This is a genomic window from Pseudomonas sp. H2_D02 (assembly GCF_054677635.1).
On record NZ_CP162816.1, the window covers coordinates 1,143,381 to 1,169,586 of the forward strand.

The following is a 26,206-nucleotide window of genomic DNA, read 5'->3' on the forward strand; positions in this document are numbered from 1 at the left end:
GAAGCTTTTGTGGCGAGGGAGCTTGCTCCCGCTGGGTGGCGAAGCCGCCCCAAGAATCTTGTGAGCGCTGCGCACTGGAGCGCCAGCCCGGTCAAGCGGGAGCAAGCTCCCTCACCACGGGTTTGTGTCTAGCACGGGTACAAACCATTGCACTTTGCCCCGCCAAGCCTGAGCCTTGGCGCCAGTTTCGGAATATGGAGTGGGATTGGATGTATCACGGGGAACGACTCAACGCCTGGACGCACCTGGTGGGGGCGGTCGCGGCGTTTATTGGCGCGGTGTGGTTGCTGGTGATTGCCGGGATGGCGGGCGATCCGTGGAAGATCGTCAGCGTGGCGATCTACGGGTTCACCTTGCTGGTGCTGTACAGCGCCTCGACGGTGTACCACAGCGTGCGTGGGCGCAAGAAAGCGATCATGCAAAAGGTCGATCATTTTTCGATCTATCTGCTGATCGCCGGCAGCTACACGCCGTTCTGCCTGGTGACGCTGCGCGGGCCGTGGGGCTGGACCTTGTTCGGGATCGTCTGGGGGCTGGCCGTGATCGGCATCCTCCAGGAAATCAAGCCACGCTCCGAAGCACGGATCCTGTCGATCGTCATTTATGCGGTGATGGGCTGGATCGTCCTGGTGGCGGTCAAGCCGTTGCTGGCGGCGCTGGGCAGCGCCGGGTTCGCCTGGCTGGCTTCGGGCGGCGTGCTTTACACGGTGGGCATCATTTTTTTCGCCCTCGACCAGCGCCTGCGCCATGCCCATGGCATCTGGCACCTGTTTGTCATCGCTGGCAGCCTGCTGCATTTCGTCGCGATCCTGTTCTACGTGCTTTGAGCACCTGCAAACAGACGATCCAGTTGTGCCTGGGCCTGGCTGGCGAAGATCTCCAGCAAGGCGCCCATCGTATGGGCCGGGGCCTCGTTGGCCCGGGTCACCGCGTAGAGGGAAATGGGCAGCGGCGGCGACAAGGGCCGGATGGCCGTGCGGGAGCGCGAAGCGCCTAAAGCCGTGAACGGGTCGATCACCGCCAGCCCGGCGCCGGATTCGACCATGGCCCGGGCCAGTGAATAGGTCTGTACGGAAATGCTGACGCGTGGCGGTGGTTCCACCGACTTGAGGTAGCCGTCCAGCCTGGCTGACAACGGGTCGGTGCTGGACAGGCCGATCAACGGCGCGCCGGCCAGGGCCTGCAACGGCATGGGCGTGCCGATCGCCGCCTCGGGCCAATGGCCGCTGGGGGCCAGGGCAACCAACACCCCGCTGGCCAGGGGCTGGGCCTTGAGGCCGGGGTGATCGGGCGGTTGCAGGGTCAGGGCGACGTCGATTTCGCGCATCAGCAGGTTCTGCGTCAGTTCGCGGCTGTGGGCGCTGGATAACTCGCAGACGATGTCCGGGTAACGTTGGGTCCATTGATGAACCGCCGTCGGCAGCAATGACAGCGCCAAGGCCGGCGTGGCGCCGATCCGCAGGCTGTGCCCCGGCTCGCGGCGCAGGCTCTGGGCCAGGCGCCGCACGCCTTGCAGGCTTTCGCTGACCTTGTCTACTTCGCGCTCCAGCTCCAGCGCTTCGGGCGTGGCCTGCAACTTGCCGCGCACCCGCAGGAACAGCGCAAAGCCCAACTGCTGCTCGGCATGCTGCAACACCTTGGTCACCGCCGGCTGGGAGACATGCAACAACTGCGCGGCGCCGCTGATGGAGCCGGTCTGGCGGATGGCCTGGAAAATCTCGATATGACGAAGGCGCATGGCGAGCCCATAACCTTTGTTTATAGGAAGCCCATCTTTATTCATTGTTCGAACGCTGTCATCCGATCCTAACCTTGGGCCATTCGAAACAGGTGCGAGACGGACATGGCTCAGCGGGTTTGCATCATCGGTGGCGGCGTGATCGGGCTGGCGACGGCCTATGCACTGGTTCGCGAAGGCGTCGACGTCACGCTTGTCGAAGCTCGGGACGCGTTGGGCAGCGAAACCAGCTTCGCCAATGGCGGGCAGTTGTCCTATCGCTACGTCACGCCGCTGGCGGATGCCGGGGTGCCGTGGCAAGCCCTGGGCTGGATGTTGCGCGCGGATTCGCCGCTGAAGTTGCGCCCGCGCCTCGACCCGGGCCAATGGCGCTGGATGGCGGCATTCATCGGGGCGTGCCGGACCTCGGTCAACCGCCGCAACGGTGAGCACCTGTTGCGCCTGGCGTTGCTGAGCCAGGCGACATTGCAGACTTGGCGCGAAGAGGATCGCCTCGACGGCTTCGACTGGCGGCGCAACGGCAAGTTGGTGACGTTTCGAAATGCCGGCCATTTCGAGCACGCCCGCCGGCGCCTGTCTGACCTTGATCATCAACAAGTACTGGGCCCCGAGGAGTGCGCGAGCCTGGAGCCGGCACTGGCTGACGTGCCGTTCGTGGGCGGGATCTATACGCCGGACGAGGAGGCCGCCGATTGCCATGCGTTCTGCCTGCAATTGGCGGCGCGGCTCCGGGCTTCGGGGCGCTGCGAGTTTTTGCTAGGGCGTGCGGTGACCGCTCTCCATCATGCCAATGGCACGGTGCAGGCAATCGACCTGGGCAGACATCGCCTGGACGTAGACGCCTTGGTGATCGCCGCGGGTCATCGCAGCGCAGCGCTCGCATTACCCGGGCTGCGATTGCCGCTGTATCCCCTCAAGGGCTACAGCCTGACGGTACCGATCGAGGCGCGGCACCGGGCGCCGGAGCTGAGCATCACCGACTATGACCGCAAGGTGGTCTACGCTCGCATCGGTGAACAATTGAGGGTGGCGGCGATGGTCGACATTGTCGGTTTCGACCCGGCACCGGACCCCAGGCGCCTGGCCCTTATCCGGCGCCAGGCGATAGACACCTTGCCGCTGGCCGGGAATTACGAACGCGCCATCGAGTGGGCGGGCATGCGTCCGGCCACGCCCAGCGGCGTGCCACTGATTGGCGCCACCGGCTACCGCAACCTGTGGCTCAACCTGGGCCATGGCGCCTTGGGCTTTACCCTGGCGTGCGGCAGCGGCCGCTTGCTCAGTGAGCTGATCCGCCAACGTACACCTTCCATCGACATGCGAGGCCTCACGCCCCGCGCCGCCTGACCCACCCGCAACGGAGAATAACAATGCAAAAAATCACGTTGATCGGCTGTACCCTGAGCCTGCTGCTGAGTGCCCCGGCATTCGCCAATGAAGCGCCGCCGGCCGGCACCCTGGACAAGGTCGCCAGCAGCAAGAGCATCACCCTGGGCTATCGCGACGCCTCGGTGCCGTTTTCCTACGTCGCGGACAACAGCGGCAAGCCGATGGGCTATTCGGTGGAGCTGGCAAGCAAGATTGTCGCGCGCATCCAGCAGCAACTGGCGTTGCCGCAACTGAACGTGAAGTACAACCTCGTCACGTCCCAGACACGCATCCCGCTGGTGCAGAACGGCACCGTGGACCTGGAGTGCGGTTCCACCGGCGTGACCGCCGAGCGGCAGAAGCAAGTGGCGTTTTCCTACGGTTTCATTTACGTGAAGGGTCAGTTGCTGACCGCCAAGGACAGCGGCATCCACAGCTTCGCCGACCTGCGTGGCAAGAACGTGGTGACCACCGCCGGCACGACCAATGAGCGGTTCCTGAAAAGCTACAACCAGGACAACAAGGTCGATATGTTCGTGATCAGCGCCAAGGACCACGGCGAAGCCTTCCAGATGCTCGAGACCGGGCGGGCGGCGGCGTTCTACATGGACGACGCGCTGCTTTACGGTGAAAGGGCCAAGGCGCGCGATCCACACAAATGGGTCGTGGTCGGGGAAGAGCAGTCGCGGGAAATCTACAGCTGCATGGTGCGCAAGGACGATCCGCAATTCCTGGCGCTGGTCAACGCGACCCTGGCGGACCTGTACAAGTCAGGGGAAATCAACGCGATCTACGATCGCTGGTTCCAGAAGCCGATCCCGCCCAAGGGCTTGAACCTGGAATTCCCGATGACCAGCGAGTTAAAGGCGATCATTGCCAAGCCGACGAGTGAGCCGGTGCAGTGATCGCGCTGCACCGATGATTCCTGTGGGAGCGAGCTTGCTCGCGATAGCGGTGGGTCAGCCTGTGCAAGTGTCGATTGATTCACCGCAATCGCGAGCAAGCTCGCTCCCACAGTTGATCTTCAGTGGTCGCCGAGGCTCAGAAATCCCCCCACAACTGCTGCGCCACCGCCAACGCCACCACCGGCGCGGTTTCGGTACGCAGCACGCGGGGGCCGAGGCGGGCGGCGTGGTAGCCGGCGGTCTTGGCCTGCTCGACTTCGGCATCCGACAACCCGCCCTCGGGACCGATCAGGAACGCCAGGGTCGAAGGCTTGGCATGGCTGACCAGTGGATCGGCCACCGGGTGCAGCACCAGCTTCAATTCGGCCTCGGCCTGCTTCAACCAGTCGGCCAGCAACAGTGGCGGATGGATCACCGGCACGGTGGAGCGCCCACATTGCTCGCAGGCGCTGATCGCCACCTGGCGCCAATGCAGCAGGCGCTTGTCGGCGCGCTCGTCCTTGAGACGTACTTCGCAGCGCTCGGTGAAGATCGGCGTGATCTCGCTGACCCCCAGTTCAGTGGCCTTCTGGATCGCCCAGTCCATGCGTTCGCCCCGGGACAGACCCTGGCCGAGGTGGATGCGCAGGGGCGATTCAGGCTGTCCGGCAAACTGCTCGTCGAGTTGCACGCGCACGCGTTTCTTGCCGACCTCGGCCAAGGTGCCACGGAATTCCTGGCCGGAGCCGTCGAATACCTGCACCGCATCGCCCTCGGCCATACGCAGCACCCGACCGATGTAGTGGGCCTGGGCTTCGGGCAATTCGTGATCGCCGTGGCTCAGGGGGGTGTCGATGAAGAAGCGGGACAGTCTCATTTCGAATCTCTAAATAGTTAAACCTGTGGCGAGGGGATTTATCCCCTCGCCACAACAGTGTTCCAACCGTTCATCGCAGCGTCAGCCCGGATCGCGATAGCCCGGATGGAAGTCCTTCGGCACTGCCACGCTGACCTTGTCCCGGGTGGCGATGTCGATGCCTTCACTGGCCACTTCAGCCAGGAAATCAATCTGCTCCGGCGTGATGACATACGGCGGCAGGAAATACACCACGCTGCCCAGCGGCCGCAGCAACGCGCCGCGCTCCAGGGCATGCTGGAACACCGCCAGGCCACGGCGCTCCTGCCACGGATAAGCGGTTTTGCTGGCCTTGTCCTTGACCATCTCGATGGCCAGCACCATGCCGGTCTGGCGCACCTCCGCAACGTTCGGGTGATCGGCCAGGTGCGCGGTGGCGCTCGCCATGCGTTGGGCCAGCGCCTTGTTGGTTTCGATGACGTTGTCTTCTTCGAAAATATCCAACGTCGCCAGGGCAGCGGCGCAGGCCAGCGGGTTGCCGGTGTAGCTGTGGGAATGGAGGAAGGCGCGCAGGGTCGGGTAGTCATCGTAGAACGCGCTGTAGACGTCATCGGTGGTCATGCACGCCGCCAGCGGCAGGTAGCCGCCGGTCAAGGCCTTGGACAGGCAAAGGAAATCCGGTGTGATACCGGCCTGTTCACAGGCAAACATCGTCCCGGTGCGGCCGAAGCCGACGGCGATTTCGTCGTGGATCAGGTGCACGCCATAGCGATCGCAGGCCTCGCGCAGCAGCTTCAGGTACACCGGGTGATACATGCGCATGCCGCCGGCGCCCTGGATCAGCGGCTCGACAATCACGGCGGCGACGCTGTCGTGGTGTTCGGCGAGGGTCTGCTCCATGGCCTGGAACATGTTGCGTGAATGCTCTTCCCAGCCCATGCCCTCGGGGCGGTGATAACAGTCGGGGCTCGGCACTTTGATCGTGTCCAGCAGCAGCGCCTTGTAGGTCTCGGTGAACAACGGCACGTCGCCCACTGACATCGCGGCGATGGTTTCACCGTGGTAGCTGTTGCTCAGGGTGACGAAGCGTTTCTTGGCGGGCTGGTCGCGATTGATCCAGTAGTGAAAGCTCATCTTCATCGCCACTTCGATGCACGACGAGCCGTTATCGGCGTAGAAGCACCGGGTCAGGCCTTCGGGCGTCATCTTCACCAGGCGCTCGGACAGCTCGATCACCGGCTGGTGGCTGAAGCCGGCGAGGATCACATGCTCCAACTGATCGACCTGATCCTTGATGCGTTGGTTGATGCGCGGGTTGGCGTGGCCGAATACGTTGACCCACCACGAACTCACCGCGTCGAGGTAGCGCTTGCCTTCGAAGTCTTCCAGCCACACGCCTTCGCCGCGCTTGATAGGGATCAGCGGCAGCTGTTCGTGATCTTTCATCTGGGTGCAGGGGTGCCACAGTACCGCGAGATCGCGTTGCATCCACTGGTTATTCAGGCCCATGTACAGTCTCCTCGAGGCGGCTCGCGGCGGGCGCGGGCAAAACAATCGCGCAAGCCTATGCAATGGCGGCCCGGCGGACAACCCATTGTGTCGTTGTCGCTACTTTGAGCCAGGCGATAGACGTCGCTGGCGGCGTTTTGATGGCTGACGTATTCTTCGCCGTTCCTGAGCCGACTGGCTCGAAAGACCGAGAGCCGACTGGCTCGAAAAAATCGAAAATTCTTACGCTTTATTCCGGAGTTCGCTGAATGTCTGCTGGTTGGCTGCGCGCCTGTGCGCTGGTGATGATAGGGCTGTTCAGCGTTTCGGCGCTGGCCAAGGACAAGCAACCGACGGCCATCGTCATCGGCGGTGGGCTGGCCGGACTGACGGCGGCCTATGAGCTGCAGAACAAGGGCTGGGCCGTGACCCTGCTGGAAGCCAAGCCGAGCCTGGGCGGCCGTTCGGGCATGGCCACCAGTGAGTGGATCGGCAACGAAAAGACTCAGCCAGTGCTGAATAAATACGTTTCGACGTTCAAGCTGAGCACCACCCCGGCCCCGGAATTCGTGCGTACCCCGAGTTACCTGATCGACGGTACTTATTTCACCGCCGCCGACCTGGCGACCAAGCAGCCCGCCACCGCCGAAGCGCTCAAGCGCTACGAGACCACCCTGGATGAGTTGGCGCGCTCCATCGACGATCCGCTGAACCCGGCGGCCACCAGCACGTTGCATGCGCTCGACCAGATCACCGTGTCCAACTGGCTCGACCGCCTGCAACTGCCCGCCACCGCGCGGCAATTGGTCAACCAGGAAATTCGTACCCGCTATGACGAACCGTCGCGCCTCTCTCTGCTGTATTTCGCCCAGCAGAACCGCGTCTATCGCGGCGTGTCCGACCGTGACCTGCGCGCCTCGCGCCTGCTCGGTGGCAGCCCGGTGTTGGCCCAGGCATTCGTCAAGCAGCTGAAAACCATCAAGACCGGATCCCCGGTCTCGGCCATTTCCCAGGACAAGGACGGCGTCACCGTCAAGGTTGGCAGCGTCGGCTACCAGGCTGACTACGTCGTACTCGCGGTGCCGCTGCGGGCGTTGAACAAGATCCAATTGACCCCGGCCCTGGACGCCCAGCACCAAGGCGCGATCAAAGGCACCAACTACGGCTGGCGCGACCAGATCATGCTCAAGTTCAAGACCCCGGTCTGGGACAGCAAGGCGCGCATGTCGGGCGAGATCTATAGCAACACCGGCCTGGGCATGATGTGGATCGAGCCGGCCATGAAGGGCGGGGCCAACGTAGTCATCAACCTGTCCGGCGACAACGCCCGGGTGATGCAGGCCTTCGGCGACAAGCAGATGGTCGACCAGGTGCTGATCCGCCTGCACGCGTTTTATCCGCAGGCCCGTGGTGCGTTCACCGGTTATGAAATTCGTCGCTACAGCACCGACCCGTCCATGGGCGGCGCGTACCTGGCGTTTGGTCCGGGCCAGATCAGCAAATACTGGCGCCTGTGGGAAAAGCCCTTGCAGCGCGTAGCCTTTGCCGGTGAACACACCGACGCCATGTACCCAGGCACGCTGGAAGGCGCGCTGCGCAGCGGTCAACGTGCCGCCAGCCAGGTTGAAGACCTGGCTGCAGGCAAATCCTTCGAACCACCGAAGGTCGCCCCGGCCGCGGCGGCTGCCGCTGGCGCGGTGGCGGCGAAGAAGGGCAACTTCTTCAGCAACCTGTTCGGTGGCTCGGATGACGACAAGAAGCCGGAGCCGGTCAAGGCCCCCGAGCCGGTAGCCCCGCCTCCTGCGCCTGCACCTGCTCCAGCGCCGGCCCCGGTAGAACCACCCGCGCCGGCCCCGGCGAAAGTCGAGCCGGCCAAGAAAGCGGCGGCCAAGCCAGCAGCGAAAAAACCGGCCGCCAAGGCACCGGCAAAAAAAGCCCCGGCCAAGGCTCCGGCGAAAAAGGCCGAGCCGGTGAAGAAGCCGGTGGCCAAACCGGCGACGGCTACTGAGACCAAGGCTCAATAACGTTCAGGTGTAAAAAAACGCGGCCATGGGCCGCGTTTTTTTATGCAGGTTCATTCAAGAGAAACGATGGCCCCGTGGCGAGGGAGCAAGCTCCCTCGCCACGGGTTTACCGAAGCCCTCAAAATGAACAGCATTCGCGATGAGCCCCTTCCACCCTGCGGGATCCATGCACGCTTCCCCTCGCCACCACGCAACGCATCCGCTTTAATCTTTCCTTAACGCACCCCTCCCAGACTGATGATCGTATTTCTCGATATTTCAAAGCGAAAATTTCCGCTTTAAATCGATAGATAACTCGCTAGTCTTGGTCGAAGTTTTTACAGGATATGGGCAATGCAGCTACGCAACTCTTCTTCTCGCTATGGCTGGGTCAGCATCGTTTCGCATTGGGCCGTTGCCCTGGCGGTGTACGGGTTGTTTGCGCTGGGCCTGTGGATGGTCGGGCTGGATTACTACAGTTCCTGGCGCAAAGACGCGCCGGAGCTGCACAAGAGCATCGGCCTGGTGCTGTTGGCGGTGATGGTGCTGCGAGTGCTCTGGCGTTTTGTCAGCCCACCGCCACCGACCCTGGAAACCTATGGTCGTCTCACCCGCGTAGGCGCCAAGGTTGGCCATAGCGCACTGTATCTCGGGCTGTTTGCCGTGATGATCGCCGGCTACCTGATTTCCACCGCAGACGGTGTCGGGATCTCGGTGTTTGGTCTGTTTGAAGTGCCCGCGCTGGTGTCCGGACTGCCCGACCAGGCAGACGTCGCCGGCCAGATCCACCTGTACCTCGCATGGGCGCTGGTAATTTTTTCCGGCCTCCATGCGTTGGCAGCATTGAAACACCACTTTATCGACCGTGACGCGACCCTCAAGCGCATGCTGGGGCGCCAAGCCTGATGTTCAACCTCGACTCCAAAGGAATAGAAAGCATGTTGAAAAAGACGCTCGCCGCCCTGGCAATCGGTTCTGCCCTGCTGTCCGCCGGCCAGGCCATGGCTGCCGACTATGTGGTCGACAAGGAAGGCCAGCACGCCTTCGTTGATTTCAAGATCAGCCACCTGGGCTATAGCTACATCACCGGTACCTTCAAGGACATCGACGGCAAGTTCAGCTTCGACGCCGCCAAGCCTGAAGCCAGCAAGATCGAGTTCAACGTTCGTACCGCCAGTGTTTTCACTAACCACGCCGAGCGCGACAAACACATTGCCAGCAAAGACTTCCTGGAAGTGGCCAAATACGCTGACGCCAAATTCGTATCCACCGGCGTCAAGCCCACTGGTAAAAACGCCGACGGCAAGGACACTGCCGACGTGACGGGTGATCTGACCTTGCACGGCGTCACCAAGCCAATCGTGGTGAAAGCGACATTCCTGGGTGAGGGCAAGGATCCATGGGGCGGCTACCGCGCTGGCTTTGAGGGCACCACCACCATCAAGCGTTCCGACTTCGGAAAAATGATGGACCTGGGTCCGCAATCCGACGCCGTTGAGCTGTACATCTCGTTTGAGGGTGTCAAAGCGAAGTAACGTTCGCGTCTGACGAAAAAACGCCCCTGGTCTTGCGGCCAGGGGCGTTTTTTATTGCACCGGGTTCCGGGTGATACAAAGGACCCTGTGGGAGCGAGCTTGCTCGCGATAGCGGTGCATCAGCCAACCTTAATGTGACAGGACTGCCGCCATCGCGAGCAAGCTCGCTCCCACATTTGGAAGTGTGTCGGGCCAAAAAAAATGCCCCGGGTCGCGAGACCCGGGGCATTTTTCATGGCTTGGGAAAACTCAGCGATTGCGTGTCAGCAAGGCCGGTTTTTCGCCACGCGGACGGCTTGGCAGTTGATCCAGCTGTTCAGGCGTCGGGAAACGATCGGTTTTCGATTCCTTGTGGATGATTTTCGGCTGGTTGCCACGCGGGTTCTGCACCGCGGGCTCCTGGCGAGCCTGGTCGTCGCCACGGGCTGGGCGTCGTGGACGGGAGTCTTCACGACGGGCCTGGCCGTCACGTGGCGCACCGTTGCGCGGGCCGTTGCGCTTGGCCGGTGGGGTGCCGGTGGACGAACCATTGCTGTTGCGCGGTCCGTTCTGGCGCCCTTGGGGCTGGCCATTGCGCGGTGCGCCTGAACCTGCGCCTTGTGCCGGGGCGCCTGGGCGGCGACCGCGGCCTGCGGCCGGTTTCTGCTGGGGTACGTAGTCGACGCGGTTGCCGAAATTGTCGATATCGTCGTCCAGGAACTCGTCTGGGGCGCGATCAGATGCGGCGCGAGGTGCCGGGCGCTGCTGCTCACGGGCCGGGGAGCCCTCGCGGGGTTTCTGTTCGCGGGCCGGGCGTTCGCCGCGACCGTTGCTGGCCGGCTTTTCCTTGCCCTTGTCTTTTCCTTTGTCCTTGCGACCGCCACCGCTGCCATTCGGGCCATCGCCACGCGGGCCTCTTGGGTTACGCGGGTTGCGGACGTCCGGACGCTCGCGCACTTCAGGCTTCTCGGCCTCGATCGTGCTGGCATCGAAGCCCATCAGGTCGCCGTCGGGAATCTTCTGCTTGGTCATGCGCTCAATGCTCTTGAGCAGCTTTTCCTCGTCCGGCGCGACCAGGGAAATCGCTTCGCCCGAACGACCGGCCCGGCCAGTACGGCCGATACGGTGCACATAGTCTTCATCGACGTTGGGCAACTCGAAGTTGACGACGTGAGGCAACTGATCGATGTCCAGGCCGCGTGCGGCGATGTCGGTGGCCACCAGGATGCGCACTTCGCCGGCCTTGAAGTCGGCCAGGGCCTTGGTACGAGCGTTCTGGCTCTTGTTGCCATGGATCGCGACGGCGGGCAGGCCGTGTTTGTCGAGGTATTCGGCCAGGCGATTGGCGCCATGCTTGGTGCGGGTGAAAACCAGGACCTGTTCCCAGGCGCCGGTGGTGATCAGGTGTGCCAGCAGGGCACGCTTGTGGCTGGCGGGAAGGCGGAATACGCGCTGTTCGATTCGCTCGACCGTGGTGTTCGGCGGCGTGACTTCGATGCGTTCCGGGTTGTGCAACAGCTTACCGGCCAGGTCGGTGATGTCCTTGGAGAAGGTCGCCGAAAACAGCAGGTTCTGGCGCTTGGCTGGAAGGCGGGCCAGGACTTTCTTCACATCATGGACAAAACCCATGTCGAGCATGCGGTCGGCTTCGTCCAGCACGAGGATTTCCACGTGGGACAGATCGACGCTGCCCTGGCCGGCGAGGTCCAGCAGGCGGCCGGGGCAGGCCACCAGCACGTCGACGCCGCGCGCCATGGCCTGGACCTGCGGGTTCATGCCGACACCGCCAAAAATGCAGGCACTGACGAATTTCAGGTCACGAGCGTAGACCTTGAAGCTCTCGTGCACCTGGGCCGCCAGTTCGCGGGTAGGCGTCAGGACCAGTACGCGCGGTTGGCGCGGGCCATGACGCTGGGATTTGTCCGGGTGACCGTTCGGGAACAGCCGTTCCAGGATCGGAAGGGCGAAACCGCCGGTCTTGCCCGTACCTGTCTGTGCGGCGACCATCAGGTCGCGACCTTGCAACACGGCGGGGATGGCCCGCTGTTGCACCGGGGTAGGCTGGGTGTAGCCGGCGGCTTCGATGGCGCCGACTAAAGCCTCGGAGAGACCGAGGGAAGCAAAGGACATGAGTAATCCTGTTTTTAGTGAGGGCCTGGCCCAATGGGATAGTCTTGCCTGGCGCGAATGATGGTCGATCGAAGACCTCATCCCGTCCGGTCCTGCCGGGTCTGGAAGGCGGGTCCGGACAGGGCTCGCGCGGGCTGGAAGCTGCGCTGTAGCGGTGTCGGGATGCCTTTTGCAAGACCGGGCGTCCGGGCGTGAGCCTGGCGGGAAGGCCGGAGTATAACAGAGCAATCGCCGTGCGCCGCTTTCCTGCTGCTCAACGGCGTATTTCAGCGTGGCACGGTGTCGCGCGGCGCAACGTTGGCACTGGAGCCTGCGCCATATCGGGCACTCAGTTCGGCGTAGGCCGGCTCATGCTTGAAACGCTTGAGTTCTGCGCCGAAGCGTTGCACGAGCAAATCCATGCCGGCCTTGCGCCGTACCGCCAGGTATTGGCTTTGTCGGCTGACGACCAAAGGGTTCTCCGTGATCTGGTCGCCTAGTTGCAGCGCCTTGAGCACATGCCGGCCCACCCGGCGGTCGGTAATGAGCAGGTCGATCCGACCCAATTGCAATTTGCCGAAGTTGGCTTCATGAGTCGGCGCAGTCTCCCGTTTGAATCGGGACGATTCCCTGAAAGCCTGGCTATACAGATAACCTGGCGAGGTCCCCACGGTCAGTCCATCGAGTTCATCGAGCGTACGAAATGGATGAGGCCGGGCGTTGGCATAGAACATCACAAACTCGACGTCCGACAGCGGTTCGCTGGGGTAAAGCAGCAGGGCGTCGCGCTCGTCGCTGTGGAAGATGTCCAGCGCACCGTCCGCCAACCCCTGTTCCAGCATCGCCAGGCAGCGCTTCCAGGGCAGCAACTGCCATTCGACGTCGATGCCCAGGCGCTTGAAGACGATGGCTGTTGTTTCATAGTCCAAGCCGAGGATCTTGCCGTTTTCCTCGTAGACATAGGGTGCCCAGGGTTCGGTGACAATGCGCAATTTCTCGGCCTGGGCAGCGAAGCTCAGGCACAAGAGAAGAAGTGTCGTTAAACGGGCGATTACAGGCATGACCGGAGGTTACGACGAGAGCCTGTCAAATAGCTAGAGCGCTCTGGCACGCGGGCTGTGGCTTTGCTTGGACGGGATCAAAAAAGGCCCTGGTTGTGCCAGGGCCTTTGCGTACACATCAAGTTGGCTTTAACGCGGCAGCTTGAGATTGTTCCACACCGCGAGGCTAGGCTCTGCCTGGTTCAGGGTATAGAAGTGCAGCCCCGGTGCGCCGCCCTGTAGCAAGCGTTCACACATCTGCGTGATGACCTCTTCACCGAAGCGCTGGATGCTGGCGGTGTCGTCGCCGTAGGCTTCCAGTTGCTTGCGGATCCATCGGGGGATCTCCGCGCCGCAGGCGTCAGAGAAGCGTGCGAGCTTGCTGTAGTTGGTGATCGGCATGATTCCCGGCACTACCGGAATCTCGACACCCATCTGGCGAACGCGCTCGACGAAATAGAAATAGCTGTCGGCGTTGAAGAAGTACTGGGTGATTGCGCTGCTGGCGCCAGCGTTGGCCTTGCGCACGAAGTTGCGCAAATCGTCTTCGAAATTGCGCGCCTGGGGGTGCATCTCCGGATAGGCGGCGATTTCAATGTGGAAGTGCTCGCCGGTTTCTTCGCGAATGAACTCAACCAGTTCATTGGCGTGGCGCAGCTCGCCGCTGGCCATGCCCATGCCCGAGGGCAGGTCGCCGCGCAGGGCTACGATGCGCTTGATCCCTGCGGCCTTGTATTGGGTCAGCAGGCTGCGCAGGTCGTCCTTGCTGTCACCCACGCAGGACAAGTGCGGTGCGGCAGGGACTTTGACTTCGCTTTCGAGCTGCAGCACGGTATTCAGCGTACGGTCACGGGTCGAACCGCTTGGCTGCCGTAGGTGCAGGAGAAAAAATCAGGGTTGTAGCTTGCCAACTGGCGAGCAGTGGCGATCAGCTTTTCATGCCCAGCATCGGTCTTCGTCGGGAAGAACTCGAAGCTGTAGCGACGGTCTTGGGACATGGTCATATCCTTGGAAACTCGTGGGCTTGGAGACCTTGCGCAGCACAATGTGGGAGCGGGCTTGCCCGCGAAGGCGGAGTGTCAGGCGCATCAATGTTGAATGATGAACCTATTTCGCGAGCAAGCCCGCTCCCACAAGGAGAGCAGGCAATAGCACCGATCAGTAGCGATAAGCGTGCGGCTTGAACGGGCCTTCGACGGTGACGCCGATATAGTCAGCCTGTTGCTTGGTCAGCTTGGTGACCACGCCGCCGAAACCGCGGACCATTTCCAGGGCCACTTCTTCGTCGAGTTTCTTCGGCAGTACTTCCACGGTCAGGCGCTCGGCCTTCTGGGCTGGCGACAGGTCGGCGTATTTCTGGCCGAACAGGAAGATCTGGGCCAGGACCTGGTTGGCGAACGAACCGTCCATGATGCGGCTTGGGTGACCGGTGGCGTTGCCCAGGTTAACCAGGCGGCCTTCGGCCAGCAGGATCAGGTAGTCATCGTTCTGTGGGTCGAAGCTGCCAGCGCCGGTGCGGTGAACCTTGTGGACCTGTGGCTTCACTTCTTCCCATGCCCAGTTCTTGCGCATGAAAGCGGTGTCGATTTCATTGTCGAAGTGACCAATGTTGCAGACCACGGCGCGCTTTTTCAGGGCCTTGAGCATGTTGGCGTCGCAGACATTGACGTTGCCGGTGGTGGTCACGATCAGGTCGATCTTGCCCAGCAGGGCCTTGTCGATGCTGGCCTCGGTGCCGTCGTTGATCCCGTCGATGAACGGCGAAACCAGCTCGAAACCGTCCATGCAGGCTTGCATGGCGCAGATCGGGTCGACTTCGGACACCTTGACGATCATGCCTTCCTGGCGCAGGGACTGGGCCGAACCCTTGCCCACGTCACCGTAGCCGATCACCAGCGCTTGCTTACCCGACAACAGGTGGTCGGTGCCGCGCTTGATGGCGTCGTTGAGGCTGTGACGGCAGCCGTATTTGTTGTCGTTCTTGCTCTTGGTCACCGAGTCGTTGACGTTGATGGCCGGGATCTTCAGCTCGCCCTTGGCCAGCATGTCCAGCAGACGGTGTACGCCGGTGGTGGTTTCTTCGGTCACGCCGTGGACCTTGTCCAGTACGGCCGGGTATTTCTTGTGCAGCAGCTCGGTCAGGTCGCCGCCGTCGTCGAGGATCATGTTGGTGTCCCATGGCTGGCCATCCTTGAGGATGGTCTGCTCCAGGCACCACTCGTACTCTTGCTCGGTCTCGCCTTTCCAGGCGAACACCGGGATGCCGGCGGCGGCGATGGCGGCAGCGGCCTGGTCCTGGGTCGAGAAGATGTTGCAGGAAGACCAGCGCACTTCGGCACCCAGGGCAACCAGGGTTTCGATCAGCACGGCGGTCTGGATGGTCATGTGGATGCAGCCGAGGATTTTTGCGCCTTTCAATGGCTGTTCGCCAGAGTATTTGCGACGCAGGCCCATCAGGGCTGGCATTTCGGATTCGGCGATGATGATTTCGCGACGGCCCCAGGCAGCCAGGGACATGTCGGCGACTTTGTAGTCGGTAAAAGCGGCAGGCGTGATAACAGCGCTCATGAAGAGCCTCCATTCGTAATGTATGCGAATGGGCGCCGTTGTGCGTTTAGTGCCTGTACGAGGAGCCCCGTACGGGCAACGCCCCATCCGAGCCTGACAGGTCGAGCCTGCTGCAGCGCCCCTCGGACAGGTGGCGGGAGCGGCCCAAAGCGTGGGCCGATGAAACGGGGGCGATTATAACGGCCTAATCGGATCTTCCAAAGGGTTTCTGTCGGCAAATCGAAATTGCCGATGATCGTTATAGGGGCGGCGACGTAGAGCCCGCGCGCCTCGTCTGCCATGATGCGGGCATTCATCGGCCAGACGTCCAGGAGTGATCATGAATTTCCATACCCGCAAATGGGTCAAGCCCGAAGACCTCAACCCCAATGGCACGCTGTTCGGTGGCAGCTTGTTGCGCTGGATCGACGAAGAGGCGGCCATCTATGCCATCGTCCAGCTGGGTAACCAGCGCGTGGTCACCAAGTACATTTCCGAAATCAATTTTGTCAGTGCTTCGCGCCAGGGCGACATCATCGAACTGGGCATCACCGCCACCGAGTTCGGTCGCACCTCCATCACCCTGACGTGCGAAGTGCGCAACAAGATCACCCGCAAGAGCATCCTGACGGTGGAGAAAATGGTCTTCGTCAATCTCGGCGAAGACGGCCTGCCGGCCCCTCACGGCAGGACCGAGATCAAGTACGTCAAGGATCAGTTCAAGGACGATACCGTCGAGTGACGTCGGCGGCGCGCCCCTCCTCGCGAGCAGGTTCGCCCGCATTGAACGCCAACGGAGACTCTGTGGGGGCGAGCCTGCTCGCGAAGGCGGTTCTGCAGGCGCCTGTGATTTGCCGGCATCACTGAACAGCTCCGGATGCCGTGTGTCGTAGGTACATCACGCCACCGGTTCAGGAGCTGTATGGACACTCACGAAGACGGCAAGACCCCTGACCTCTCGGCAGAGGAACAGCACGAGGTCGACCGCAACCAGCCGCCGAGGGCGGCGGTTCTGCACGAGATCATTCGCACCCAGGGCAACCAGGAGCTGGAGCGCAGCGTCGCGGCACTGTGGTGGTCGGCCCTGGCGGCGGGATTGACCATGGGATTGTCGCTGATGGCGATGGGACTGCTCAACTCCAGGCTGCCCGACCACGACGGCTTCAAGGTGATCGCCAGTTTCGGCTACTGCGCGGGCTTCCTGGCGGTGATCCTGGCGCGTCAGCAATTGTTTACCGAAAACACCCTGACCGCTGTGCTGCCCATCATGAGCAAGCCAACCTTGGGCAATTTCGGTCGATTGTTCCGGTTATGGGGCGTGGTGCTGGTGGGCAACCTGTGCGGTACGTTGCTGGTGGCCTACGTGATGCTGCACCTGCCGATTTTCGATCAGCGCACCGACTTGGCGTTCCTGGATATCGGGCGCAAGGTCATGGAGAACGACAGCGGCCAGATGTTCGCCAAGGGCATCATTTCCGGTTGGATGATTGCCACCATGGTGTGGATGATTCCGTCCATGGAAAGCGCCAAGATGTTGATCATCGTGTTGATCACCTACTTGATGGCGCTCGGGGATTTCACCCACATCGTGGTCGGTTCAGCCGAGGTGTCGTATCTGGTATTCGCTGGCCAGTTGTCCTGGGAAGATTTCTGGATGGTGTTCGCCGCGCCCACCCTGGCGGGGAACATCATCGGTGGCAGTTTCATCTTCGCGCTGATCAGCCATGCGCAGGTGCGCAGCGAGACCAATACGCCCCTCAGTCGGCAAAGCCTGCCACGGCGCCCTGACGACGCTGGCGATAAATAAAGTAGAGCGCTGCCAGTACGGTGAGCCCGCCCACCAGCGCGCCGGTCCACGGCAGATCGGCAAGGTTGGCACCGCTGGCGACGACCAGCCCGCCGATCCAGGCGCCGACGGCATTGCCGAGGTTGAAGGCGCTCTGGTTCAGGGTCGAGCCAAGATTCGGTGCCTCATGGGCCTGGTCAATGATCAGCAGTTGCAGGATCGGGCACAGGGCGAAGGCAAAGATGCCCCACAGCACCAGAGTAATCGCCGCCGGAATCACCGATTGACTGGTCTGGCTGAACGCGGCAAGCACCAGCACCACGGCCAGCGCCATGCCCACCAGGGACGGTAGCAGGCGCCGGTCAGCCAAGCGTCCGCCGAGGAAACTGCCCGCCGTCAGGCCAACGCCGAACAACAGCAGCATGACGGTGACGCCGTGGGGACTGACCCCGGTGATGTCCTGCAGGATCGGCGCGATGTAGGTGAACACGCTGAACAGACTGGTGGAGGCCAGCACGCTCATGCCCAGCGCCAGCAGCACATTGACCTTGCCGAGTACCTTGAATTCGCTGGCAAGGTTGGCCTTGTCCATGGGGATTTCCCTGGGCAGCCAGACCCATTGGGCAACGGCGGCAATGATGCCAATCACCGAAACCGCCCAGAACGTCGCCCGCCAACCCGCGTATTGGCCCAGCGCCGTGCCCAAGGGAACACCCAGGACGTTCGCCAAGGTCAGGCCGGTAAACATCATCGCGATGGCCTGGGCCCGTTTGTTCGGCGCCACCAACCCGGCCGCCACCACCGAGCCGATACCAAAAAAAGCGCCGTGGCACAGAGCGGTAATCACCCGGGCGGCCATCAGCGTGGTGTAGTTCGGGGCCAGGGCACACAGCACATTGCCGAGGATGAACATCAGTGTCATGCCCAGCAACGTGGCCTTGCGCGGCATGTTCGCGGTGCCGATCGCCAGGATCGGTGCGCCAAATACCACCCCCAGGGCATAACCGGTGATCAGCAACCCGGCCTGGGGAATGCTCACGGCCAGGTCACGGGCGACATCGGGCAGCAGCCCCATGATGACGAATTCAGTCGTGCCGATGCCGAAAGCGGCGACGGCCAAAGCAAGCAAAGCAAGTGGCATGCGCAAGGTCTCTGTCTGTAGTCTTGACGCTCGGATCAGGCATACGCATGCCGGCGCCTTGGTTCGATCGAACGGGCGGCAGGCAGAATTATTGGTATTGATCTATGCGCAACTGAAGTGCGGCGTGGTTGCGTGCAGTATAAACAGCTGTTGAAGGATCGCGAGTCAATTCTACGGGCGGAATCAAGGAGCGTGCCGTGCTGGCAACGGTGTTGGTATTGGTCGCGGCGCTGTTGCATGCGGCATGGAATACGCTGATCAAGTTCAGTGGCGAGCGGTTGTTGGTGGTGGCGTGCATGGACACTGTCGCGTTGCTGTTCGGGGCATTGGCGGTGGGCTTCGTGGAATGGCCGCCGCTGGAAATCTGGCCATGGATCCTGGCGTCGGCTGCATTCGAGCTGTTGTATCGCTATTTGCTGATCCAGGCTTATCGGGTCGGTGACCTGGGGCTGGTCTATCCCTTGATGCGCGGCCTCTCTCCGCTCGTGGTGCTGGCCCTGACGCTGATGTTTGCCGGTGAAGTCCTGACGACGCAACAGATCATCGGCATCCTGCTGATACCGTTCGGCATGCTGTGCCTGTTGTGGCAGGGCGGTGGTGGCGAGCGGTTGCCCTGGTCGATGCTGCCGGTGGTCGCGCTGATCGGCCTGTGCATCGGCGGCTACACCTTCATCGATGGCCAGGCCCTGCGCCGCTGGCCTCATCCGCTGGATTACCTGGTCTGGATCACGCTGCTCAGTGCCTGGCCGTTTCCTCTGTTGGCGCTGGTCGGCAAACGACCGGCGTTCATGCTGTTCTGGCGTGAACAATGGCGCTTGGGGCTGGCGGTCGGGTTCTGCGTATTGTTCAGCTACGCTCTGGTGCTATGGGCGATGCAATTGGGCTCGATCGCCGAAGCCGCGGCGCTGCGGGAGATCAGCGTGATCCTGGTGGTGCTCTTCGGCATGCGCTACCTGAAAGAACCTTTCGGCCGGCCGCGACTCTTAGCCTGCGGGCTGGTGCTGGTTGGCATGCTGGTCATGAAATTCTAAGCAATGGCCGACTCTCGATTTTCCATAAATTCAAAGAAGGAACTGCGTCATGACGGTTGCGCTGTGGTGTGTGTTGATTGCCTTTCTGCTGCCTTACCTGTGTGTGGCGATCGCCAAGGCGGGCGGGCGGTTCAGGCTACGGGATAACTACGATCCGCGGGATTTCCTGGACTCGCTCGAGGGCGCTCCCCGGCGTGCATACGCCGCGCAACTGAACAGCTTCGAGATCACACCTTTTTTCGCAGCGGCGGTGATCGTCGCGCATCTGGCCGGCAATGCCGAGTTGGTGACTATCAACGTGCTGGCCGTGCTGTTCATCACCAGCCGCCTGCTCTACATCATTTGCTACCTGGCCGACTGGGCGGTCCTGCGTTCGCTGGTGTGGTTCGTGGGGGTGGGGTTGGTGCTGAGTTTCTTCTTTGTTTCGGTCTGAGCCTGGTATTTGAATGAACGCGCCGGTGCTGGCCTCTCCGCGAGCAGGTTAGCTCCCACATTGGATCGAGTGTATGCACAAAAATCTGTATTCATCGAAACCCATTGTGGGAGCGAGCCTGCTCGCGAAATGGCCCGCACAGTCAACACATTCCTAGGGGGCTGCGGTCACCGCATTCGCCACCTGCGGCACCTGGGGCAACGCCATGCCCTTGGGCCAGAGCATCCAGATCTGGCCTTGTTGCTTCATGTCCCCCGCCAGTTGCCCGGCCGTTTCGCCCGTGCCCCAGAACAAGTCGGCCCGCACTTCACCGGCAATGGCCCCGCCCGTATCCTGGGCGGCGACGGGGCGGTTCAAGGCGCTGCCGTCGGGGCGTGTGGTGGACAGCCACAACAGGCTGCCCAACGGAATGACCTTGCGATCTACCGCTACGCTGTAGCCGGCGGTGAGCGGGACGTTCAACGAGCCTCGCGGGCCTTCGTTGCTGTCGGGGTTGCGGTTGAAGAACACATAGCTGGGGTTGCTGCCCAGCAATTCAGGAATGCGGTGGGGGTTGGCCTTGGCCCAGGCGCTGATGGTGCCCATGGTCACGTCTTCCTTTTTCAGCTCTCCCTGCTCAACCAACCAGCGGCCAATGGGTCGATACGGGTGGCCGTTCTGGTCGGCATAGCCGATGCGCACCTGGCGGCCGTCATCAAGCCGAATGCGTCCCGAACCCTGGATCTGCAGGAATTGCAGGTTCATCGGGTCCGTCAGCCAGGCGATAACCGGCGCCTTCACGCCCTTGGTTTCGATGGCGGCGGCATCGTCGTAAGGCTTGAGCACCCGGCCTTCGAGGCGCCCGCGCAGGCGTTTGCCCTTCAGCTCAGGATAAATGCTGTCCAGGGACACGATAATCATGTCGTCCGGTACGCCATAGACCGGAATATTCGCCTTCGCGGTCTGGGTGAGACTGCCAGGGTAGACCGGTTCGTAGTAGCCGGTAATCAGGCCATTGGGGCTGTTATCGCCCGAGCGCAGGCCAAAGACGTCCAGGTTCTGCTTCAAGAAATTGCGCACGGCCTTTGCGGTCTGCGGCACATTGGCGGCAGCCGCGCAGGTTGGGCCCCAGGTTGCGTCCGCCTTGAGTCGGGTGCAAGCGCTGCGCCAGGCACCGAAGCCGGCCAGCAGGTCCTCATCGGATACCGCTGGCAGCGCTTCCCAAGTGGCACTGGCATACGTCGCGACGGCGTGCGTCTGGGGCTCTTCGACCTTTTCGCCGCGATTGCAGCCAGCCAGTAATGCCATCAGCGGTAGGGTCAATGCCAGGCCTTTGTGCCAGGGCTTGATGCGGCTGTTCATGAAATTTCCTTTGCGGTCATCCAGCGTTTTCAGGCGCTCGACAACCCCTATTGTTGATAGGGCCATTGGCCTTTGCCAATGACCCGAGGATACTGACGGCCGTTTCCTGTCCCGAGGCCGAAATGTTCGTAAAACGATTGTCCATGACCGTACTGGCCTGCCTGCTGCTGTCCGCTTGTGGCGGTGTCGATCCCAACTCTCCCCTGGGCCAGCGCAAGGCGATCTTCAAACAGATGCTCAAGACCAACGAAGAGTTGGGCGGCATGCTGCGCGGCCGCGTCCCGTTCGATGGCGCGCGTTTTGCCGAGGGTGCGGTAAAGCTGGATCAACTGTCCCATGAGCCTTGGAAGCATTTTCCGCCAGTACGTGAGCAAGACCATACCAGCGCCACGGATGAGGTCTGGAAAAAACAGGCGCGCTTCCAGGAGCTTGCCCGCAGCCTGGAAGCCGCCACTGGTGAATTGGTGATTGTCAGCAAGGTCCAGCCCTACCGAGCCAGCAACCTGGGGCCAGCGGTGCAGAAGGTCGAAGATGCGTGCAGTGCCTGCCATAAAGAGTTTCGGGATCATTGATTGTGAAGCAGTTGCAAGCGTCAAGCTGAAAGCTGCAAGTGTGGCGCTTTGAACTTGCAGCTTGCCGCTGGAAACTTGCAGCTAGAACCTACTTATCCAACTCATCCACCGCTTCCTGCAATTCCTTGCGGGACGCTGCCAATTTGTCCTTGCGTTTGTTGATCCTTTCCGCGTCGCCTTTTTTCATGGCCTTGTCCAGATCGGCCTGGCGACGACTGACTTCATGCTTGGCTTCGAGCACTTTGTTCTCCCGCTCCTTGCGCAGGGAGGCATCCGTACAATGGGTCGTGACTTCGTCCAGCGCCGTTTCGAGGCCCGCCTGCTGGTCCTGGTTGCCCCGAGACTTGGCCAGTTCGATCTGATTGATGATGCCTTGGCGTTTGGCTGCGCAACCGGTGAGCTCCGGGGTTTGCTCGTCCGCCAATGAAAAGGTGGCCATGGCGCTGCATAGCACCAGCAGGGCAACAGGAGGCAGGAAATTCATAACAACTCCATAAAAACTCGCGGGCGGTCGGTACAGGTGCGCAGTTGGAACGCGTAGTCGCCCCTTGGGTTCAACCGTGGGGGGCGGATTAAAAACCATCGACCCCGGCGGTGCGTAATATCTCACTCAAGGCCAGCACCTGCGGGTCGCGAAAAAAAGCGCTCAGTTGCGCGGCGCGTCCCGGCCCGATGCCGGCTTCGACTTGCCATTGTTCAGTGCTGCGTTCGGCCAGCGCTTGCCACGGTCCGTCCAGCCGCGCATTTGCAGTGGGCGGCAAGCCAAGGGCCTTGAGCCATTGACGAAAGGGCCGCTGCCGGGCGCTGTCGAGGCTGGCAAGCAGATGGGCACTTTTGCGTTCGCCGAAGCCGGCAATGGTAGCAAGCTCGGCGGCATCGAGGGTCAACCAATCCAGCAATCCGTCGAGTTGACCGGCGGCCAGTAGCTTTTTCCACGTGCCGGGGCCGACGTGGGGCAGGGCGAGGCCATTCTTGCCGCTGAGCCAGTCCAGGCGCGCGAGGAATTGGCTTTCGCAGCCGGGCGTCGGTTGCCAGCAACTCAGGAAATGATGGTCGGCTGCCGCAGGTGGGTTGACTTCCTGGCGTTCGAGGCTGCGAAGCACGACCTCATCAAGACGCGGAATGGTCAGGCCGGCCAGGCTGATGGCGACCCGATCGCCGGGGCGAATGTCCATCTCTTCCCAGCGCTGGAGGGAGCTGACGCTCACCCGGCGAATCCATCGGTCGTCGAGTCGTATGCGTTCAAGTTCCAGTACGGGCGTGATGCGTCCCGTGCGACCGATCTTGAAGTTGACCTTGCGGACTTCAGCCATGGCTTGGGCGTACGGGTATTTCCAGGCGACGCTCCAGAACGGCGTCCGGGCCTGCCAGCGGTCGGCGGGAGGGCGGCGACTCTGGCGTAGAACGATCCCGTCGCTGGCGAATGGCAGCGGGGTGCGATACCAGTGGTTACGCCACCGTTCGGCATCGGCCAGGTCCCGGACAGGTTGGCTGTAGTCAAGGGTATCAGCGAAGCCCAGCTCACCCAGCGCGGCCATCCGCTCGCTCAGGGTGTCGGGCCCTTCAGGCCATTCCCAGACAAACAGGCCTATATAGATCCCGTCGTGTATCGTCAGGTTGGTGCGTGCCATCAGGCCCGCCATGGTTGCGCGGGCATTCACGCTGCCGCTGTCGGCTTGGACATGAGTCTCCAGGCGCCAGTACAACTCACCCTGGACGACCAGGTCCAGGGGCTGGCGCAGTCGTTGGGGGATGGCGCGGATCTTTCGCGCATTAACGGTCCAGTCCTGGCCCAGAACGCCATCGCCGCGACTGATCGCCTGATACAGCTGGCCCTTTCGATACACCAGCGTCACCGCCACGCCATCGACTTTCGGTTGGGCCCAGACGTCTTCGCGACCGTGCAGCCAAGCACCGACGGCTTCGGCATCCTTGAGTTTCTCCAGGCCGGTATGGACGACCGGGTGTCGCACCGTCCCGCCCGCTGAGCGCAGGGGATTATCGATTGCCGGAAGACTGAAGCAACTGCGCCACTGGCTCAACTGCGTGCGGGACTGATCGTAGAGTTCGTCGGCCACCTGGGATTGGCCGAGGCGGTGATAGCTGTCGTCCCACGTGTCGATTTGCTGTTGCAGCGCGGCGACCTCGGCGTGGGCACGCTCCGTGGGCCAGGTGGGACAAGGCGTGGCCATTGCGGGTACGGCGATGAATAAAAGACCGGCGATTGCATAAAAAAACGGTGGCATTGAAGCATCCTTGCTTGGTTGAGTTCCTGAAGGCTAGCCACTGTGCGTAAAGTTGCGAGACCCAGAGCGTTACCGCGTTTTGCGAAGCCTGGGGGCAAAGTGCCGAAGGTACAATTCTGGCCGATCTGGCTGTGCAACTGTCCCTTGAACCCATCGATGAGTGGTGCAGAATGGACGCTTGATCCGCTCTGCCAGGAGTGCAACCGATGGACCTGACGACCCTCGCTGTCTTCATCCCGGCCTGCTTCGCGCTGAACATGGCGCCGGGCCCGAACAACCTGCTGTCGATCAGCAATGCCTCGCGTTATGGTTTTGTCCAGGCGTGCAGCGGCGGCATCGGTCGTTTGGTGGCGTTTGCCATCATGATTGCCCTGGCGGCGGTGGGGCTGACGGCGGTGCTGCACACCTCGGAGCTATTGTTCCTCGGCATCAAGCTTGTGGGCGCCGGTTATCTTTTCTACCTCGCCGTGCAGTTGTGGCGCGCGCAGCCTGAAGCCAGCGGCGAGGCGACGACCGTTTCCATGAGCATGGCCAGCCTGGCGCGGCAGGAGTTCCTGGTGGCAATCGGCAATCCCAAGGCGATTCTGTTGTTCACCGCTTTCCTGCCGCAGTTCGTTGACCGTACTGGCACTGTCGCTCAGCAGTTCGCCGTATTGGGCGGGCTGTTCCTGGCGTTGGAATGCGTGGCGATCGGCTTGTATTGCTACATGGGCATTTATGCGCGGCGATTGTTTGCCCGGCCGAGCGGCAAGCGCTTGTTCAATCGGATGTGTGCGGGGCTGTTGGCGAGCGCTGCGTCGTTCCTGCTGGTGGCGCGCCGCGCCTGAAGCGGGTATGACCCTCCTCAAAAGCAAAAAAAAGCCCCTGGCGACTCTCGGTCGCCAGGGGCTTTTCATTGCAGCGAGGTATTACAGGCCAGCAGCGGCGCGCAGGGCGTCGGCGCGGTCGGTTTTTTCCCAGGTGAAGGTGGTGAAGGTGTCGTCGCCCACGGTCTTGGTCTGCGGCGTGCGACCGAAGTGGCCGTAGGCTGCGGTGTCCTGGTACATCGGGTGCAGCAGGTCGAGCATGGTGGTGATCGCGTATGGACGCAGGTCGAACACTTCACGCACCAGTTGGATGATCTTGTCGTCGCCAATCTTGCCGGTGCCGAAGGTATTCAGCGAGATGGACGTAGGCTGGGCGACGCCGATGGCGTAGGAAACCTGGATCTCGCAGCGCTCGGCCAGGCCGGCGGCAACGATGTTCTTGGCGACATACCGACCGGCGTACGCCGCCGAGCGGTCAACCTTGGACGGATCCTTGCCGGAGAACGCGCCGCCGCCGTGACGGGCCATGCCGCCGTAGCTGTCGACGATGATCTTGCGACCGGTCAGGCCGCAGTCGCCCACTGGGCCGCCGATGATGAACTGGCCAGTCGGGTTGATGTGGAACTGGGTGTCCTTGGACAGCAGTTCGGCAGGCAGCACGTGCTTGACGATCAGCTCCATCACGCCTTCGCGCAAATCTTTGTAGGACACTTCCGGGTTGTGTTGGGTCGACAGCACGACCGCGTCGATGCCGACGACCTTGCCGCCTTCGTAACGGCAAGTCACTTGCGACTTGGCGTCCGGGCGCAGCCAAGGCAGCAGGCCGGATTTGCGGGCTTCTGCCTGACGCTGGACCAACTGGTGCGAGAAGGTGATCGGTGCCGGCATCAATACGTCGGTTTCGTTGCTGGCGTAGCCGAACATCAGGCCTTGGTCGCCAGCGCCCTGATCTTCCGGCTTGGCACGGTCAACGCCCTGGTTGATGTCCGGGGACTGCTTGCCGATGATGTTCATCACGCCGCAGGTCGCGCCGTCGAAGCCGACGTCGGAGCTGTTGTAGCCGATCCCGAGGATCACGTCGCGAACGATCTGTTCCAGGTCGACCCAGGCCGAGGTGGTGACTTCGCCGGCGATGATCGCCACGCCCGTTTTCACCAGAGTCTCGCACGCCACGCGGGCGAACTTGTCTTCAGCAATGATGGCGTCCAGCACCGCATCAGAAATCTGGTCGGCGATTTTGTCCGGATGCCCTTCAGACACGGACTCGGAGGTGAAAAGGGAGTATTCGCTCATCTCGATGTTT

General features: G+C 62.0%; 22 protein-coding genes, 2 pseudogenes and 1 riboswitch. Of the genes and pseudogenes, 12 read left to right on the forward strand and 12 right to left on the reverse strand.

Annotated elements, in window-relative coordinates:
* Positions 1–209 precede the first annotated feature (209 nt).
* Positions 210–827: a PAQR family membrane homeostasis protein TrhA gene (trhA, locus tag AB4N42_RS05225; RefSeq protein WP_030137883.1), complete on the forward strand. Its 618-nt coding sequence runs from the start codon at positions 210–212 to the stop codon at positions 825–827.
* Here trhA and AB4N42_RS05230 read toward each other — a convergent pair.
* Complete coding sequence (locus AB4N42_RS05230) at positions 815–1,738, reverse strand: LysR family transcriptional regulator (RefSeq protein WP_431147213.1); 924 nt, start codon at positions 1,736–1,738, stop codon at positions 815–817. The two genes, trhA and AB4N42_RS05230, sit on opposite strands and share 13 nt — an antisense overlap.
* 105 nt (positions 1,739–1,843) lie before the next feature.
* On the opposite strand from AB4N42_RS05230, the gene AB4N42_RS05235 reads away from it, so the two are divergent.
* Both AB4N42_RS05235 and AB4N42_RS05240 read left to right on the forward strand, forming a co-directional pair.
* Entirely contained in the window at positions 1,844–3,085 is a 1,242-nt protein-coding gene (locus tag AB4N42_RS05235; protein ID WP_030137881.1) for a D-amino acid dehydrogenase, read from the forward strand.
* Positions 3,086–3,108: 23 nt separating this feature from the next.
* A complete protein-coding gene (locus AB4N42_RS05240) occupies positions 3,109–4,011 on the forward strand; it encodes a transporter substrate-binding domain-containing protein (RefSeq protein ID WP_460115938.1) in 903 nt (300 codons plus the stop codon).
* Positions 4,012–4,147: 136 nt separating this feature from the next.
* Here the strand turns inward: AB4N42_RS05240 and AB4N42_RS05245 are convergent, their stop codons facing one another.
* Both AB4N42_RS05245 and AB4N42_RS05250 read right to left on the reverse strand, forming a co-directional pair.
* Positions 4,148–4,867, reverse strand: a complete 720-nt coding sequence (locus tag AB4N42_RS05245) for a 16S rRNA (uracil(1498)-N(3))-methyltransferase (protein ID WP_431147217.1) — start codon at positions 4,865–4,867, stop codon at positions 4,148–4,150.
* Positions 4,868–4,948: 81 nt separating this feature from the next.
* Positions 4,949–6,355 carry an adenosylmethionine--8-amino-7-oxononanoate transaminase gene (locus AB4N42_RS05250; RefSeq protein ID WP_030137878.1) on the reverse strand — a complete coding sequence of 469 codons (1,407 nt, stop codon included), beginning with the start codon at positions 6,353–6,355 and terminating at the stop codon, positions 4,949–4,951.
* Positions 6,356–6,603: 248 nt separating this feature from the next.
* Here AB4N42_RS05250 and AB4N42_RS05255 point away from each other — a divergent pair, with 248 nt between their 5' ends.
* The 3 genes from AB4N42_RS05255 (at position 6,604) to AB4N42_RS05265 (ending at position 9,872) form a co-directional block, all read left to right on the forward strand.
* On the forward strand, positions 6,604–8,358 hold the full coding sequence (locus AB4N42_RS05255) for a flavin monoamine oxidase family protein (RefSeq protein ID WP_030137877.1): 1,755 nt from the start codon (positions 6,604–6,606) through the stop codon (positions 8,356–8,358).
* 333 nt (positions 8,359–8,691) lie between these two features.
* Complete coding sequence (locus AB4N42_RS05260; RefSeq protein ID WP_030137876.1) at positions 8,692–9,243, forward strand: cytochrome b; 552 nt, start codon at positions 8,692–8,694, stop codon at positions 9,241–9,243.
* A 32-nt stretch (positions 9,244–9,275) separates the two neighbouring features.
* The gene (locus tag AB4N42_RS05265; protein WP_030137875.1) at positions 9,276–9,872 is read left to right on the forward strand and encodes a YceI family protein; all 597 of its coding nucleotides are present in this window, start codon (positions 9,276–9,278) and stop codon (positions 9,870–9,872) included.
* A 249-nt stretch (positions 9,873–10,121) separates the two neighbouring features.
* Here AB4N42_RS05265 and AB4N42_RS05270 read toward each other — a convergent pair whose 3' ends face one another.
* The 4 genes and pseudogenes from AB4N42_RS05270 to ahcY form a co-directional block, all read right to left on the reverse strand.
* Entirely contained in the window at positions 10,122–11,981 is a 1,860-nt protein-coding gene (locus tag AB4N42_RS05270) for a DEAD/DEAH box helicase (protein ID WP_030137874.1), read from the reverse strand.
* 231 nt (positions 11,982–12,212) lie between these two features.
* Positions 12,213–13,021: pseudogene (locus AB4N42_RS05275) on the reverse strand (substrate-binding periplasmic protein); the annotation flags it as partial.
* Between the two features lie 129 nt (positions 13,022–13,150).
* Positions 13,151–13,998: pseudogene (gene metF, locus AB4N42_RS05280) on the reverse strand (methylenetetrahydrofolate reductase [NAD(P)H]).
* Between the two features lie 160 nt (positions 13,999–14,158).
* Positions 14,159–15,568, reverse strand: coding sequence for an adenosylhomocysteinase (gene ahcY / locus AB4N42_RS05285; RefSeq protein WP_030137871.1), 1,410 nt, complete (start codon positions 15,566–15,568; stop codon positions 14,159–14,161).
* A gap of 23 nt (positions 15,569–15,591) precedes the next feature.
* Positions 15,592–15,698: riboswitch (S-adenosyl-L-homocysteine riboswitch) on the reverse strand.
* Positions 15,699–15,887: 189 nt separating this feature from the next.
* Here ahcY and AB4N42_RS05290 point away from each other — a divergent pair.
* On the forward strand, positions 15,888–16,289 hold the full coding sequence (locus tag AB4N42_RS05290) for an acyl-CoA thioesterase (protein ID WP_030137870.1): 402 nt from the start codon (positions 15,888–15,890) through the stop codon (positions 16,287–16,289).
* Positions 16,290–16,469: 180 nt separating this feature from the next.
* Positions 16,470–17,354, forward strand: a complete 885-nt coding sequence (locus tag AB4N42_RS05295; RefSeq protein ID WP_030137869.1) for a formate/nitrite transporter family protein — start codon at positions 16,470–16,472, stop codon at positions 17,352–17,354.
* Here AB4N42_RS05295 and AB4N42_RS05300 read toward each other — a convergent pair.
* A complete protein-coding gene (locus tag AB4N42_RS05300; RefSeq protein WP_460115939.1) occupies positions 17,305–18,474 on the reverse strand; it encodes an MFS transporter in 1,170 nt (389 codons plus the stop codon). The two genes, AB4N42_RS05295 and AB4N42_RS05300, sit on opposite strands and share 50 nt — an antisense overlap.
* A gap of 197 nt (positions 18,475–18,671) precedes the next feature.
* Between AB4N42_RS05300 and AB4N42_RS05305 the strand changes: the two genes are divergently transcribed.
* Positions 18,672–19,505 (forward strand): EamA family transporter, encoded by an 834-nt coding sequence (locus AB4N42_RS05305; protein ID WP_030137867.1) that lies wholly within the window; start codon positions 18,672–18,674, stop codon positions 19,503–19,505.
* A 49-nt stretch (positions 19,506–19,554) separates the two neighbouring features.
* On the forward strand, positions 19,555–19,938 hold the full coding sequence (locus tag AB4N42_RS05310; RefSeq protein WP_030137866.1) for an MAPEG family protein: 384 nt from the start codon (positions 19,555–19,557) through the stop codon (positions 19,936–19,938).
* A 153-nt stretch (positions 19,939–20,091) separates the two neighbouring features.
* On the opposite strand, the gene mltA is transcribed toward AB4N42_RS05310, so the two are convergent.
* Positions 20,092–21,279 (reverse strand): murein transglycosylase A, encoded by a 1,188-nt coding sequence (gene mltA / locus AB4N42_RS05315; RefSeq protein WP_217860540.1) that lies wholly within the window; start codon positions 21,277–21,279, stop codon positions 20,092–20,094.
* 122 nt (positions 21,280–21,401) lie between these two features.
* On the opposite strand from mltA, the gene AB4N42_RS05320 reads away from it, so the two are divergent.
* Positions 21,402–21,851 (forward strand): c-type cytochrome, encoded by a 450-nt coding sequence (locus AB4N42_RS05320; RefSeq protein ID WP_431147226.1) that lies wholly within the window; start codon positions 21,402–21,404, stop codon positions 21,849–21,851.
* Positions 21,852–21,939: 88 nt separating this feature from the next.
* Here AB4N42_RS05320 and AB4N42_RS05325 read toward each other — a convergent pair whose 3' ends face one another.
* The gene (locus AB4N42_RS05325) at positions 21,940–22,335 is read right to left on the reverse strand and encodes a DUF1090 domain-containing protein (protein ID WP_030137863.1); all 396 of its coding nucleotides are present in this window, start codon (positions 22,333–22,335) and stop codon (positions 21,940–21,942) included.
* 88 nt (positions 22,336–22,423) lie between these two features.
* The gene (gene ligB / locus AB4N42_RS05330; protein WP_460115940.1) at positions 22,424–24,097 is read right to left on the reverse strand and encodes an NAD-dependent DNA ligase LigB; all 1,674 of its coding nucleotides are present in this window, start codon (positions 24,095–24,097) and stop codon (positions 22,424–22,426) included.
* Positions 24,098–24,303: 206 nt separating this feature from the next.
* Here ligB and AB4N42_RS05335 point away from each other — a divergent pair, with 206 nt between their 5' ends.
* Positions 24,304–24,924: a LysE family translocator gene (locus AB4N42_RS05335; RefSeq protein WP_258648450.1), complete on the forward strand. Its 621-nt coding sequence runs from the start codon at positions 24,304–24,306 to the stop codon at positions 24,922–24,924.
* A gap of 81 nt (positions 24,925–25,005) precedes the next feature.
* Here the strand turns inward: AB4N42_RS05335 and metK are convergent, their stop codons facing one another.
* A complete protein-coding gene (gene metK, locus AB4N42_RS05340) occupies positions 25,006–26,196 on the reverse strand; it encodes a methionine adenosyltransferase (RefSeq protein WP_030137860.1) in 1,191 nt (396 codons plus the stop codon).
* Positions 26,197–26,206: the final 10 nt, after the last annotated feature.